Below are 13,407 nucleotides of genomic sequence, written 5' to 3'. Positions count from 1 at the left end.
AACTACCGGCCGGCGGGATCGAGCCCCAGCGACATCCCGGCGAGCCCGCGCTTGCGTGCGCCCAGCGCGTCGGCGATCTTGAGCAATTCCTTGGCGGCCGTCGAATCCGGGTGCGACAGAACCAACGGCACCCCGGTGTCGCCGGCGGTCACCAGCGCCGGGTCCAGCGGAACCTGGCCCAGCAGCGGCACATCCGCGCCCACCGAACGGGTCAGCGACTCCGACACCTGGCGCCCGCCGCCCTCACCGAAGATCGCCATGGTGGTGCCGTCGGGCAGCGTCAGGCCCGCCATGTTCTCGACGACGCCCACGATCCGCTGCCGGGTCTGCAGGGCGATGGCGCCGGCCCGCTCGGCCACCTCGGCGGCCGCCGACTGCGGGGTGGTGACCACCAGGATCTCGGCACCCGGGATCAGCTGCGACACCGAGATCGCGATATCGCCGGTGCCCGGCGGCAGGTCGAGTAGCAGCACGTCCAGGTCGCCCCAGTAGACGTCGGCCAGGAACTGCTGCAGCGCGCGGTGCAGCATCGGTCCGCGCCACACCACCGGGGTGTTGCCCTGGGTGAACATGGCGATCGAGATGACCTTCACCTCGTGGGCGATCGGCGGCAGGATCATCGAGTCGACCTGGGTGGGCCGGTCGACGACGCCCATCATGCGGGGCACCGAATGGCCGTAGATATCGGCGTCCAGCAGGCCCACCGACAGTCCGCGGGCGGCCAGGGCGGCGGCCAGGTTGACCGTCACGCTGGACTTGCCGACCCCGCCCTTGCCGGACGCGACCGCGTAGACCCTGGTCAGCGAATTGGGCTGGGAGAACGGGATGACGGGTTCCCGGGAGTCGCCGCGCAGCAGCGTGCGCAGTTCGGCGCGCTGCTCGTCGTTCATCACGTCGAGGGTGACCTTGACGGCACCGGTGCCCGGCACGTCGGTCACCGCCGCGGTCACGCGATCGATGATCTCGGTCTTCTTCGGGCAGGCCGAGGTGGTCAGGTACACCTCGACGTGCACACCGGAGGCGTCGTCGATGGTGACGTTCTTGACCATCCCGACCTCGGTGATCGGACGGCGCAGTTCGGGGTCGACCACTTTGCCCAGGGCGGTCCGAACCGCCGCTGCCAGGTCGTTATTCGTCGCAGACATCACAGCCGAGTCTAGGCCGCCTACCTGCGGCCCCCGGACCGGGTCAGTTCGCGGGGCCGGGCGCGGGGCCCAGGGGCACCACCGGCGCGGCGGGTGCCGGCGGCGGGGCGAACGGGTTGAACGGCGGCGGCGGGGCGATCGGGACCACTGCCGCGGGCAGCGGCGCGGTGAACGGCGCGGGCGGCGCGTCCGGAACCGGAGCGGCCGGCGGCGGCGCGAACGGGTTGAACACCGGCGGGGGAGCGAACGGATTGAATGGCGCGGATGGCGCGGCGGGTTCGGGTGACGGCACGTTCTGGCCGATGCAGAACACCGCGCAGTTCTGTTGCGGTGCCACGCCCTGCCCGGGTCCGGGTGCGGTCGGCAACTGGCTGGCGACGTCGGTGCGGCCCACATCGAAGATCGGGGTCAGCGCCAGCGGGTCGCCCGACGGCAGGCTGATGGCGTTCAGCGGCAGACCGGGCCCGATGCCCTCGGGGTTGGTGTCCAGGTGGGCGTCGCCCAGTGGTGGCACCGGTCCGGTGATGGCAGGGAGGTTCACCGGCACCACGCCGGTCGCGTACGCGCGCGCCCAGCCGAGCACGTTCTGGGCGTAGGCGACGGAGTTGTTGTAGCGCAGGATCGCCGTCATGACCTGGTTCGGGTCACGCAGGTTCAAACCACCGCTGCACAGGTAGCGGGCGGCGGCGAGGGTCGCGTCGAACACGTTCTGCACGTCGGCCTTGCCGTCGCCGTTGCCGTCGGCGGCGTAGCGCGACCACGTGCCGGGCAGGAACTGCATCGGTCCCATGGCCCGCGCGTAGTTGACGCGGTCGTTGCTGCGGCTCTGGACGATGACCTCGTTGCCGGGCAGGGTGCCGTCCAGCGCGGGGCCGTAGATCGGCCGCACCGCGGTGCCGTTGACGTCGGTGGAGCCGCCGTTGGCATGCATCGACTCGATCCGGCCGATACCGGCCAGAATGTTCCAGCTCATCCCGCAGCCCGGTACGGCCGCCGCCATCATGCGTTCGGCATTGCGGTACGCGTTCAGCGTGATCGACGGAATGCGAAGGCTGCCAGGCGAATTGACCACCACGGCGGGCGGGGGAGCGGACAGGGCGCCGCCGCCGATGCGGAATGGGCGGGGCGTCTTGAAGGCGGCGACGATGGAGGTACCCGAATCGTCGGGCACGACGGGGCCGACGGCCGCCAGCGGGGTGACGGTGGTGTCACGCACAGGTTTGATCGACGGGGCCGAGGCCCCCACGCTCATGGCCAGGACGATAGGCGTGAGCACCGCGATACCGAAGACGGGCTTGCTGACCGCTCGGCCTGCTCGGCGCCGCGCTGCCTCAAGGGCGGCGCCTCCCCCTTTGAACACTCAACCGTCCTAGTTGTGCGGTGCCCGACTGGTTGTGAACCAAGTCACCATACCCATTGGGTGATCGCTGTGGTGGGGCAATGGTCAGCTAAAGCTGTCCGAAACGGTCTCGTCGGGCTCGGTGCTCTCGGCCTCGACCGGAGCCGGGGCGTGTTTGCTCTTCTTCTTGTTCTTCGGCGGCACCAGTTCGATGAGCATGTCGCGCAGGTCCTCCAACTCGTGGCGCAGGTAGTCGCGGGTGGCGACCTCGCCGACCGCCAGGCGCAGCGCGGCCAACTCGCGGGCCAGGAACTCGGTGTCGGCCTTTGTCTGTTCGGCGCGACGACGGTCCTCTTCCAGGGCCACCCGGTCCCGGTTCTCCTGCCGATTCTGGGCCAGCAGGATCAGGGGTGCGGCGTAGGCGGCCTGCGTCGAGAAGGCCAGGTTGAGCAGGATGAACGGGTACGGATCCCACTGCAATCCCACCGCGAACAGGTTCAGCAGGATCCACACGATGACGAAGACGGTCTGGATCGCCAGGTAGCGGCCGGTCCCGAGGAACCTGGCGAACGATTCGCCGAAACGGCCGGCGGCCTCCACGTCGAACTGCGGGGTCAGTCGCCGGCGGGACAGCCGCGGGGTGTCGATGCGGTCGCTCATGTGGCCGCCCCCAGTTCCGGTTCCTCGGCGCTCACCCGCCAGTCGTGCGGCAGCAGATGGTCGAGCACGTCGTCCACCGACACCGCGCCCAGCAGGTGATTCTGTGCGTCAACCACGGGTCCGCACACCAGGTTGTAGGCAGCGAAGTACCGCGTCACCGCGGCCAGCGACGACTCCGGGGTCAGGCTGGGCAGGTTCTTGTCGACGATGCCGCTGACCAGTGATGCCGGCGGTTCCCGCAACAGGCGCTGCAGGTGCACGCAGCCCAGATAACGGCCCGTCGGGGTGGCTGTCGGCGGGCGGACGACGAACGCCAGCGAGGCGAGCGCGGGGGTCCGGTCGGGGTCACGGATCCGGGCCAGCGCCTCGGCCACGGTGGTGTCCGGTGCCAGCACCACCGGATCGGAGGTCATCAGGCCGCCCGCGGTGTCGGGGGAGTGCTTGAGCAGCCGGCGCACCGGCTCGGAATCCTCCGGGTCCATCCGCGCCAGCAGGAGTTCGGCGCGGGTCGCGTCGAGCTCGGCCAGCAGGTCGGCCGCGTCGTCGGGGTCCATCTCCTCGAGCACGTCGGCGGCTCGTTCGGTGTCGAGCTGCTCCAGAAGTTCGGCCTGCTCGCTTTCGGGCAGCTCCTGCAGGATGTCGGCCAGCCGCTCGTCGCCGAGGGCGCTGACCACCTCGAAGCGACGCTTGGCGGGTAGGTCGCGGATGGCGTCGGCGACCTCGATGGGACGCTTGCCCTCGAACTGGGCCAGCAGCTGCGCCACGCCTTGGCCGGGCAGGTTCAGCGCCGACGGGGTCAGGCCCGTCACGTTCTGCCAGTCGACGATGTGCATGGAGGTGCGGCGGCCGAGCCTGCGGTGGTTGCGCACCGCGACCTTGGTCACCAGCCAGTCCCGCGAGCGCACCTGCTCGACACCGAGATCGACCACGACGACGTCGGTGCCGCTGAGCATCTCGAGCTCGGGATCATCCACCCGGACCCGGGTGTCGAGCACCTGGCCCAACACCAGCACCTCGCCGGGGCGTTGGGCGAACCGGCGCAGCGACACGTTTCCGGTGCTGAGGGTCACCGCATTCGGTTCGATGGCAGTGACTCGCAGGATTGGTACGAAAATCCTTCTGCGTGTGAGCAATTCGACGACGAGTCCGAGAACTCGGGGTTGCTGACGGACGACGCTGATGCTCACCACCACGTCGCGGACGCGGCCGATGGACTCGCCGTCCGGGCCGAGCACCACCATCCCCGCAAGTCGGGCCGCATAGACCCGGTTGACCGCAACCATGAGGGCAAGCGTAGAGACTGACAGTGTGGACAACCTGTATCGCCCCCGCCGAACCTGCCTTTCGGTTCCGGGTAGCAGCGACAAGATGATTCAGAAGGCCAAGTCTCTGCCCGCCGACCAGGTGTTCCTCGACCTCGAGGATGCGGTGGCCGCCGACGCCAAGGCCGCCGCCCGCACCCGCGTCGCCGCCGCGCTCGCCGAGCCCGGCTGGGCCGGACAGTTGCGTGGGGTTCGGGTCAACGACTGGACCACGCCCTGGACGCACGCCGACATCATCGAGGTCGTTGCCGCCGCGGGCGCAAGCCTCGACATCGTGGTGCTGCCCAAGGTGACCGACGCCGCGCACGTGCGGGCACTGGACCTGCTGCTGACCCAACTGGAACTCACCCACGGACTTCCGGTGGGGCGCATCGGCATCGAAGCGCAGATCGAGAATGCGGCCGGGCTGACGCATGTGAACGAGATCGCCGCGGCGCCGCGGGTGCAGGCACTGGTGCTCGGGCCTGCCGACATGATGGCCAGCCTCAACATGCGCACCCTGGTGGTCGGGGAACAGCCCGAGGGCTACGACGTCGGCGACGCCTACCACCACGTGTTGATGACCATCCTGGTCGCCGCCCGCACGCACGGCATCAACGCCGTGGACGGCCCGTATCTGAAGGTGCGCGACACCGACGCGTTCCGCCGGATCGCGGGCCGCGTCGCCGCACTCGGCTACGACGGCAAGTGGGTGCTGCACCCGGATCAGATCGCGGCCGGCAATGAGGTTTTCAGCCCCCGCCAGGACGACTACGACCACGCCGAGTTGATCCTGGAGGCCTATGAATGGCACACCTCGCGGGCCGGCGGCGCGCGCGGCGCGGTGATGCTCGGCGACGAGATGATCGACGAGGCCAGCCGCAAGATGGCGCTGGTGATCGCGGGCAAGGGGCGGGCGGCGGGGATGGCGCGGACGGTCGAGCCGTTCCAGCCCCGCTAGACGAGGGAGAAGCCGCTGGCGATGATCCCGACCCACAGCAGTATGTAGAGCACCAGGCCGGCGGTGGCCAGGCCGCCGATGATGGTGCCGGCCAGCGCCAGGCCCCAGCCGTCCTGGCCGGTGCGCCGGGTCTCCCGCATCGCGATCACGCCCAGGACCAGCCCGACCACCGACGGGAACCCGCAGAACACCAGCCCGCCGAGCGCGACGACCAGGGCCGCGATTGCCTTGCCGTTGGTGCCGAGTGGCTTCTGCCGGTACGGGTCGTACCCGGGATATGCGTACGGCGGATAGCCCGGCGCCGGGTAGGGACCCGGGTAGACCGCCGGCGGCAGCCCGGGGTCGGTCGGGTAGTCCACCGGCGCGAACGGATCCGGCGGTGGGTACGGCCCGGGCGGCGGGGGTTGGGTCATGCCGGCGCGCTCACAACACGGTGGCGGCGAGAACCATGCTGAGCACCAGCGACACCGCGCCTACCGCGATGCCGGCGATGGCCAGTCCGTGCCCGCCCTGGCGGGTCTGCTTGATCTGGTTGAGCGCCACGATGCCGAGCACGATCCCGATGATCGAGCCGATGCCGCACAGCACACCGATCGCCGAGGCGACGAGCGAGCCGATGGCCAGCGGATTGGTTCCGGCGGCCGGTGCGCCATACGGTGCGCCGCCGTACCCGGCGGGCGGGTAACCCGGCGCGGCGCCGTACGGCGGTGGCGGCGGGGTCCCGTATGGCGCAGTCCCGTACCCGGGAGCGCCATAACCGGAGGGATCGGGGTAGGGCGCGCCGAAGTTCGGCGGCGGCGGGGGCGGGTAACCGCCCGGCTGATAGGTGGGCGGCACGTCATAACCCGGCGGCGGGTAGCTGGGCTGTCCATAGCTCTGCTGGTCGTAACCGGGCGGCTGATAGCTCGGCGGTTGATAACTGGGCGGCGCGTCGTACCCCTGCGGCGGCCCGTAACCCGGGTAGTCCGGTGCCGATGGTGGCTGTCCGGCGTCGGGTGTCTGCTCGATGGGCGGTGCCTCGTAGGCGCCCGACTGCGGTTCGGCTGCGGAACCCGAATCCGATGATGCCTCAGACGACCCCGACGATGATGTCGCGCCCGTGTCCTGGCCCGGTTCTGTCATGCCCCACAACGTAGCGTATGTGCTGGTCCTCGCGGTGCCGGTGTTTCATGCGCGTCCAGACCCACCGCGCATCGGTGCGCACCCGCGAATACCGATAGGTTGGTGGGCGGCACCTTTTCGCGCATGAAGGAGAACTCACGATGAGCAGTCCTCTACAGCCCGGCCAGACACCGGGTGCCACCCCCGGCGGCCGGGGCCCCGCGCCGCTGCCCACCCCGCCCAAGGGTTGGCCCATCGGGTCCTATCCCACCTACGCCGAAGCCCAGCGCGCGGTGGATTACCTGTCCGATCAAGAGTTTCCGGTGCAGCAGGTCACCATCGTCGGCGTGGACCTCATGCAGGTCGAGCGCGTGACGGGCAGGCTGACGTGGCCCAAGGTGATCGGCGGCGGGGTGCTCTCCGGCGCCTGGCTGGGCCTGTTCATCGGCTTGATCCTCGGGTTCTTCAGTCCCAGCCCGTGGGGTGCGCTGGTCACCGGCCTGATCGCGGGCGTGTTCTTCGGTCTCATCACGTCGGCGGTTCCGTACGCAATGGCCCGCGGCACAAGGGATTTCAGCTCGACCATGCAGTTGGTGGCGGGCCGTTACGACGTGCTGTGTGAGCCCGCGGGTGCCGAGCAGGGCCGGGATCTGCTGGCGCGCTTGACGATCTGAGTGGGCAACGCGCCGCGGATACGGTTGCATATGACGTCGCAATAGCTCTACGGTTTGCCCGCGGGAGGTTCCCCGACGGACGGAGGCCGGCTGGTGCGGACACGACGGCTCTGCGCTGCGGTGTTGGCCGCGCTCACGGCGGGATCGGTGGTCTCGGCGTGTGGAGCCAAGGACGACGGAATCGTCATCAGCTACTACACACCGGCAAGCGAGATGGCTACGTTCACGGCCGTCTCCAAACGGTGCAACGAACAGCTCGGTGGGCGCTTCACCATCAAGCAGGTGTCCTTGCCCAAAGGCGCAGACGACCAGCGACTGCAGTTGGCGCGCCGGCTCACCGGAAATGACAAATCGCTCGACGTGATGGCGCTCGACGTGGTGTGGACCGCCGAATTCGCCGAAGCCGGTTGGGTGTTGCCGCTGTCGGAGGATCCTGCCGGCCAGGCCGTGGTTGATGCGGAGAGCAACACGCTGCCTGGCCCGCTGGCCACATCGCGTTGGCAGGACCAGCTTTACGCCGCGCCGATCACGACGAACACCCAATTGCTTTGGTACCGCGCAGATTTGATGAGCGAGCCGCCGGCCACCTGGGACGGCATGGTGGCCGAGGCCACCCGCCTGCACAACGAGGGCGGCCCGAGCTGGATCGCGGTGCAGGCCAAGCAGTACGAGGGCTTGGTGGTGTGGTTCAACACGTTGCTGCAGAGTGCGGGCGGGCAGGTGCTCTCCGATGACGGCAAGACCGTCACGCTCACCGACACCCCGGAGCACCGCGCCGCCACCATCAAGGCGTTGTCCATCATCAAATCGGTTGCCACCGCGCCCGGTGCGGACCCGTCGATCACCCAGACCGACGAGGGCACCGCACGTCTCGCGCTCGAACAGGGCAAAGCGGCACTGGAAGTCAACTGGCCGTTCGTGCTGCCCTCCATGCTGGAGAACGCCACCAAGGGCGGGGTGAGCTTCCTGCCGCTGGGGGACGACCCGGCGATGAAGGGTGCCATCAACGATGTCGGCACCTTCTCGCCGTCGGACCAGCAGTTCGACATCGCCTACGACGCCAGCAAGAAGGTGTTCGGTTTCGCGCCGTACCCCGCGGTGACCCCGGGCGAGCAGGCCCGGGTGACCCTCGGTGGCCTGAATCTCGCGGTCGGGCGCAACACCCAGCACAAGGCCGAGGCGTTCGAGGCCATCCGCTGCCTGCGCAGCGTGGAGAACCAGCGCTACACCTCGGTCGAGGGCGGCCTGCCCGCAGTGCGCACCTCGCTGTACGACGATCCGGATTTCCAGAAGAAGTACCCGCAGTGGGAGATCATCCGCCAGCAGCTCACGAATGCCGCGGTGCGGCCGGCCACGCCGGTGTACCAGTCGGTGTCGACGCGGATCTCCGCGACGCTGGCGCCGATCAATGCCATCGATCCGGAGCGCACCGCCGACGAGCTGACCCATCAGGTGCAGCAGGCCATCGACGGTAAGGGGCTGATTCCTTGAGCACCCAGATCGACGACCGCGCCTCGCAGCGCCGGCTCGCCTACTGGCTGATCAGTCCCGCCGTCGTGCTGATGCTGGCGGTGACGGCCTACCCGATCGCGTATGCGGTGTGGCTGAGCCTGCAGCGCTACAACCTCGCCGCCCCCGACGACACGAAGTTCGTGGGCATCGACAACTACGTCACCATCCTCACCGACCGGTACTGGTGGACGGCCTTCGTCGTCACGCTGGTCATCACGGTGGTCTCGGTGGCCATCGAATTCGTGCTCGGCATGGCGCTCGCGCTGGTGATGCACCGGACCATCTTCGGTAAGGGCATCGTGCGCACCGCGATCCTGGTGCCCTACGGCATCGTGACCGTCGCGGCGTCCTACAGCTGGTATTACGCATGGACGCCGGGCACCGGCTACCTGGCCAACCTGCTGCCCACCGGGTCCGCGCCGCTCACAGAGCAGATCCCGTCCCTGGCCGTGGTGGTGCTGGCCGAGGTGTGGAAGACGACGCCGTTCATGGCGCTGCTGCTGCTGGCCGGCCTGGCCCTGGTGCCCCAGGACCTGCTCAACGCCGCGCAGGTGGATGGCGCCGGCGGCTGGAAGCGGCTGACGAAGGTGATCATCCCGCTGATCAAACCGGCCATCCTGGTGGCGCTGCTGTTCCGCACGCTGGACGCGTTCCGCATCTTCGACAACATCTACGTGCTGACGGGCGGAGCGAATGACACCGGGTCGGTGTCGATCCTGGGTTACGACAACCTGTTCAAGGCCTTCAACCTGGGTCTCGGTTCGGCGATCAGCGTGCTGATCTTCCTGTCGGTGGCGGTCATCGCGTTCATCTACATCAAGATCTTCGGTGCGGCGGCGCCGGGCGCCGATGAGGAGGCAGCCAGATGAGCGAGCGGGTCGCTCCCGGCCGGGCCGCCGGCTGGACCGTCGTCAACATCCTGGTGGTGCTCTACGCACTGATACCGGTGCTGTGGATCCTGTCGCTGTCGTTGAAGCCGACGTCAACGGTCAAGGACGGCAACTTCATTCCGTCCGACATCACCTTCGACAACTACAAGGGCATCTTCACCGGCGACATCTTCAGCTCGGCGCTGATCAACTCGCTCGGCATCGGCCTGATCACCACGGTCATCGCGGTGACGATCGGCGGCATGGCCGCCTACGCCATCGCCCGGCTGGCCTTCCCGGGTAAGCGGGTGCTGGTCGGGGTGGCACTGCTGATCGCCATGTTCCCCCAGATCTCGCTGGTGACACCGATCTTCAACATCGAACGCCGGATCGGGTTGTTCGACACGTGGCCCGGCCTGATCATTCCTTACATCACCTTCGCGCTGCCGCTGGCGATCTACACCATGAGCGCGTTCTTCAAGGAGATCCCGTGGGATCTGGAGAAGGCCGCGAAGATGGACGGCGCCACCCCGGGTGAGGCATTCCGCAAGGTCATCGCCCCACTGGCTGCACCGGGCATCGTCACCGCCGCCATCCTGGTATTCATCTTCGCCTGGAACGACCTGCTGCTGGCGCTGTCGCTGACCGCCACCCAGCGGGCGATCACCGCGCCGGTGGCGATCGCGAACTTCACCGGCAGTTCGCAATTCGAGGAGCCCACGGGATCCATCGCCGCCGGGGCGATGGTCATCACTGTGCCCATCATCATCTTTGTTCTGATTTTCCAGCGACGGATCGTGGCCGGATTGACCTCCGGTGCGGTGAAGGGGTAGCTCATGGCCGAGATCGTTTTGGACAACGTCACCAAGAGTTACGCCAACGGTGCTGTGGCAGTGCAGGATCTGTCCCTCACCATCAACGACGGCGAGTTCCTGATCCTGGTGGGACCGTCGGGGTGCGGGAAGTCGACCACGCTCAACATGATCGCGGGCCTGGAGGACATCAGCTCCGGTGAACTGCGCATCGGGGGCGAGCGCGTCAACGACAAGCAGCCCAAGGACCGCGACATCGCCATGGTGTTCCAGTCCTATGCGCTCTACCCGCATATGACCGTGCGGCAGAACATCGCGTTCCCGCTGACCCTGGCCAAGCTGCCGAAGGCGGAGATCGCGGCCAAGGTCGAGGAGACCGCGAAAATCCTTGACCTGACCGCACTTCTGGATCGCCGCCCGGGGCAACTGTCCGGCGGTCAGCGGCAGCGGGTGGCGATGGGCCGCGCGATCGTGCGCAGCCCCAAGGCCTTCCTGATGGACGAGCCGCTGAGCAACCTGGACGCCAAGCTGCGGGTGCAGATGCGTACCGAGATCGCCCGCCTGCAGAGCAGACTGGGCACCACCACCGTCTACGTCACCCACGACCAGACCGAGGCGATGACGCTCGGCGACCGGGTGGTGGTGATGCTGGCCGGCGTCGTGCAGCAGGTCGGCACACCCGAAGAGCTCTACAACCGCCCGGTGAACCTGTTCGTGGCCGGCTTCATCGGTTCCCCTGCGATGAACTTCTTCCCGGCCACGCTCACCGATGTGGGGCTGCGGTTGCCGTTCGGTGAGGTGCATCTGCCCGCCGAAATGCATACCGCGATCGCCGAGAAGAAGGTCGACGACCTCATCGTCGGGGTCCGTCCCGAACACTTCGACGACGCCGCGCAGATCGATTCCTACGCCCGCATCCGCGCCCACGTGTTCGAGGTCACCGTCGACCTGGTCGAGTCGCTGGGGGCGGAGAAGTACCTGCATTTCCGTACCGACGGCGCGGGCGCCCAGGCTGCACAGTTGGCGCAGCTGGCCGCGGACTCCGGGGTCGGTGAAAACGAATTCGTGGCAAGGGTTTCCGCCGCATCCGCGGTCACCGCGGGGCAGCAGGCGGAACTGGCGTTGGACGTCTCCAAGTTGGTGATCTTCGACGCCGCCACCGGCGCCAACCTGTCGATCACGTGATCCTCGACGACGTGCGTGCCCACCTGGGTGCGTACTTCTCCGGTGCCGGCGTGCTCGGCGAACCCGGCGAGGCGAGCATCACGTTCCTCGGCGCGGACCGCATCGATGTGCTGCGGTTCGGCCCCGATGCCGACCGGGTGAATCACTATGTCTCGCTGGGCTGCTCCAAGCAGGCCATGGCCGATCCGACGGATTTCCTGGCCGACACCGAGGTCGGCCCCCGGGCCGAGGTGGTGGTGTCGCTGCGTTCGCCCACGCCGCCGGGGCTGGCGAAATCCGTTGCCGTGCTGGCCGCGGCGCCCGCCGTCGAGGGGCTGATCCTGGAGCCCGACGCGTTGGTGGACCTGAGCGCTCCGCTGTTCGAGAACGCACCGTTCACCGCATTCCTGTTGGGGCACAGCGCAATCAGTGATCTGGAATTGCCGGAGCCGAAGGCGCCGGTGCGGTTCTTCACCGCCACCCCGATCACCCCTACCGAGGCCGCGTGGGTGCGGCTCAAGGGCGCCGAGGCGATGCGCGAAGCCTGGCTGGCAGACGGGGTCGACGTGCTCGACGCGGGCCGCCGGGCGTCGTCACCGGGGAAAAGTTAGAGCCAGTTGTTGCGGCGGAAGGTGCGGTGCAGCAGCAGGCACACCGTCGCCATCACGAACAGCACCATCGGATAGCCGAACGTCCAGTGCAGTTCGGGCATGTTGTCGAAGTTCATCCCGTAGATGCCGGCCATCGCGGTGGGGACGGCGGCGATGGCCACCCAGGCCGAGATCTTGCGCATGTCGGTGTTCTGCTGCATGCCCACCTTGCCGAGCGCGGCCTGCACCAGTGAGCTGAGCACCTCGTCGTAGCTGGCGATGCGGTCGGCGGCCAGGATGTTGTGGTCCAGGACGTCGCGCATGTACCGGCGGACCTCTTTGGAGATCAGGTCGTTGTGGTCGCTGCCGAGCCGCTGCAGGGCCAGCGTCAACGGGGCGACGGCCCGGCGCATCTCGACGATCTCCCGCTTCAACAGGTAGATGTGCTCGATGTCGGTGGTGCTGGAGGCGGAGAAGACGTTCTCCTCCATCGCGTCGATGTCGGTCTCGACCAGATCGGTGACACCGAGGTAGGAGTCCACGACGTGGTCGGCGATGGCGTGCATCACCGCGTACGGCCCCAGCGCGCAGTTGGCGGGGGAGGTGTCCATCTGCCGGCGCACACCGGCCAGGCCGCCGTGGTCACCGTGGCGCACCGTCACCACGAAGTCGGGCCCCACGAAGATCATGATCTCGCCGGTCTCGACGATCTCGCGGGCGTTGGCCACGGACTCGTGCTCGACGTACTTCACGGTTTTCAGCACCAGGAACAAGGTGTCGTCGTAACGCTCCAGCTTGGGCCGCTGGTGCGCGTGCACGGCGTCCTCGACGGCCAGTTCGTGCAGGCCGAACACATCGGCCACGGCCTGCATCTGATGTTCGTCGGGCTCGTGCAGGCCGATCCAGACGAAGGCGGCCTGGCCGTTGCCCAGGGCTTCGGTCTCGCGGACCTTCGTCAGCGCGGCCGCGTGGGTGTACTTGCCCGGCAGTCGGACACCGTCGATGTAGACACCGCAGTCGACCATGGCGCGCGCGACCGGTACGTGGATGCTGCGGGCGTCGGGAACGACGACCGACTTGCGCGTCCCCGGACGGAGCAGCGACGGCGGCAATGCGCGGAATGAGGGCATCGCAAACCTCCGGGTCAGAGCGCGTGGTCCTGGTTGGAACCTCTGGAATGCTACGCGGCGCAGGGGTCGAAAGAACGTCATCAGAACCTGGCTACTCGCTGGGAACCTACCCGCGGGTAGCCTATCGTCCGACGTAAAGCGCACTTTTC

General features: G+C 68.1%; 14 protein-coding genes. 7 read left to right on the top strand and 7 right to left on the bottom strand.

Annotated elements, in window-relative coordinates; genetic code table 11:
* Positions 1-2 precede the first annotated feature (2 nt).
* The 4 genes from AC1DY7_RS24045 to AC1DY7_RS24030 all read right to left on the bottom strand — a co-directional run bounded on the left by AC1DY7_RS24045 (position 3) and on the right by AC1DY7_RS24030 (position 4,427).
* On the bottom strand, positions 3-1,145 hold the full coding sequence (locus AC1DY7_RS24045) for an Mrp/NBP35 family ATP-binding protein (protein WP_477496245.1): 1,143 nt from the start codon (positions 1,143-1,145) through the stop codon (positions 3-5).
* A 43-nt stretch (positions 1,146-1,188) separates the two neighbouring features.
* A complete protein-coding gene (locus tag AC1DY7_RS24040) occupies positions 1,189-2,397 on the bottom strand; it encodes a lytic transglycosylase domain-containing protein (RefSeq protein ID WP_477496244.1) in 1,209 nt (402 codons plus the stop codon).
* Between the two features lie 192 nt (positions 2,398-2,589).
* Positions 2,590-3,144, bottom strand: a complete 555-nt coding sequence (locus tag AC1DY7_RS24035) for a DUF1003 domain-containing protein (protein WP_477496243.1) — start codon at positions 3,142-3,144, stop codon at positions 2,590-2,592.
* On the bottom strand, positions 3,141-4,427 hold the full coding sequence (locus AC1DY7_RS24030; RefSeq protein ID WP_477496242.1) for a magnesium transporter MgtE N-terminal domain-containing protein: 1,287 nt from the start codon (positions 4,425-4,427) through the stop codon (positions 3,141-3,143). The genes AC1DY7_RS24035 and AC1DY7_RS24030 overlap by 4 nt, the downstream gene beginning before the upstream one ends.
* Before the next feature lie 25 nt (positions 4,428-4,452).
* Between AC1DY7_RS24030 and AC1DY7_RS24025 the strand changes: the two genes are divergently transcribed.
* Positions 4,453-5,406, top strand: coding sequence for an HpcH/HpaI aldolase/citrate lyase family protein (locus AC1DY7_RS24025; RefSeq protein ID WP_477496241.1), 954 nt, complete (start codon positions 4,453-4,455; stop codon positions 5,404-5,406).
* On the opposite strand, the gene AC1DY7_RS24020 is transcribed toward AC1DY7_RS24025, so the two are convergent.
* Positions 5,403-5,819, bottom strand: a complete 417-nt coding sequence (locus tag AC1DY7_RS24020; RefSeq protein ID WP_477496240.1) for a DUF4190 domain-containing protein — start codon at positions 5,817-5,819, stop codon at positions 5,403-5,405. The genes AC1DY7_RS24025 and AC1DY7_RS24020 overlap by 4 nt on opposite strands.
* 10 nt (positions 5,820-5,829) lie before the next feature.
* Positions 5,830-6,528, bottom strand: a complete 699-nt coding sequence (locus AC1DY7_RS24015) for a DUF4190 domain-containing protein (protein ID WP_477496239.1) — start codon at positions 6,526-6,528, stop codon at positions 5,830-5,832.
* 140 nt (positions 6,529-6,668) lie between these two features.
* Between AC1DY7_RS24015 and AC1DY7_RS24010 the strand changes: the two genes are divergently transcribed.
* From AC1DY7_RS24010 to AC1DY7_RS23985, 6 genes are all read left to right on the top strand, one after another.
* A complete protein-coding gene (locus AC1DY7_RS24010; RefSeq protein WP_477496238.1) occupies positions 6,669-7,181 on the top strand; it encodes a YflT domain-containing protein in 513 nt (170 codons plus the stop codon).
* Positions 7,182-7,274: 93 nt separating this feature from the next.
* Entirely contained in the window at positions 7,275-8,672 is a 1,398-nt protein-coding gene (locus tag AC1DY7_RS24005; protein ID WP_477496237.1) for an ABC transporter substrate-binding protein, read from the top strand.
* A complete protein-coding gene (locus AC1DY7_RS24000) occupies positions 8,669-9,562 on the top strand; it encodes a carbohydrate ABC transporter permease (protein WP_477496236.1) in 894 nt (297 codons plus the stop codon). Before AC1DY7_RS24005 ends, AC1DY7_RS24000 begins: the two co-directional genes overlap by 4 nt.
* Positions 9,559-10,395 (top strand): carbohydrate ABC transporter permease, encoded by an 837-nt coding sequence (locus AC1DY7_RS23995; RefSeq protein ID WP_477496235.1) that lies wholly within the window; start codon positions 9,559-9,561, stop codon positions 10,393-10,395. The genes AC1DY7_RS24000 and AC1DY7_RS23995 overlap by 4 nt, the downstream gene beginning before the upstream one ends.
* A gap of 3 nt (positions 10,396-10,398) precedes the next feature.
* Positions 10,399-11,559, top strand: coding sequence for an ABC transporter ATP-binding protein (locus AC1DY7_RS23990; protein WP_477496234.1), 1,161 nt, complete (start codon positions 10,399-10,401; stop codon positions 11,557-11,559).
* Complete coding sequence (locus tag AC1DY7_RS23985) at positions 11,556-12,149, top strand: suppressor of fused domain protein (RefSeq protein ID WP_477496233.1); 594 nt, start codon at positions 11,556-11,558, stop codon at positions 12,147-12,149. The genes AC1DY7_RS23990 and AC1DY7_RS23985 overlap by 4 nt, the downstream gene beginning before the upstream one ends.
* Here AC1DY7_RS23985 and corA read toward each other — a convergent pair.
* Positions 12,146-13,258: a magnesium/cobalt transporter CorA gene (gene corA / locus AC1DY7_RS23980; protein WP_477496232.1), complete on the bottom strand. Its 1,113-nt coding sequence runs from the start codon at positions 13,256-13,258 to the stop codon at positions 12,146-12,148. The genes AC1DY7_RS23985 and corA overlap by 4 nt on opposite strands.
* Positions 13,259-13,407 lie beyond the last annotated feature (149 nt).

It is taken from the genome of Mycobacterium sp. P2_H7, assembly GCF_056403275.1.
Note: the sequence above shows the minus strand (reverse complement) of the source record. Positions and strands in the feature narration are given on the sequence as shown.

Bases quoted from the DNA above. Each gene is read 5' to 3' on its own strand.
- AC1DY7_RS24015 (WP_477496239.1), bottom strand. From the start codon at position 6,528: ATGACAGAACCGGGCCAGGACACGGGCGCGACATCATCGTCGGGGTCG.
- AC1DY7_RS24035 (WP_477496243.1), bottom strand. From the start codon at position 3,144: ATGAGCGACCGCATCGACACCCCGCGGCTGTCCCGCCGGCGACTGACC.
- AC1DY7_RS24045 (WP_477496245.1), bottom strand. From the start codon at position 1,145: ATGTCTGCGACGAATAACGACCTGGCAGCGGCGGTTCGGACCGCCCTG.
- AC1DY7_RS24010 (WP_477496238.1), top strand. From the start codon at position 6,669: ATGAGCAGTCCTCTACAGCCCGGCCAGACACCGGGTGCCACCCCCGGC.
- AC1DY7_RS24040 (WP_477496244.1), bottom strand. From the start codon at position 2,397: ATGAGCGTGGGGGCCTCGGCCCCGTCGATCAAACCTGTGCGTGACACC.
- AC1DY7_RS23995 (WP_477496235.1), top strand. From the start codon at position 9,559: ATGAGCGAGCGGGTCGCTCCCGGCCGGGCCGCCGGCTGGACCGTCGTC.
- AC1DY7_RS24030 (WP_477496242.1), bottom strand. From the start codon at position 4,427: ATGGTTGCGGTCAACCGGGTCTATGCGGCCCGACTTGCGGGGATGGTG.
- AC1DY7_RS23990 (WP_477496234.1), top strand. From the start codon at position 10,399: ATGGCCGAGATCGTTTTGGACAACGTCACCAAGAGTTACGCCAACGGT.
- corA (WP_477496232.1), bottom strand. From the start codon at position 13,258: ATGCCCTCATTCCGCGCATTGCCGCCGTCGCTGCTCCGTCCGGGGACG.
- AC1DY7_RS24020 (WP_477496240.1), bottom strand. From the start codon at position 5,819: ATGACCCAACCCCCGCCGCCCGGGCCGTACCCACCGCCGGATCCGTTC.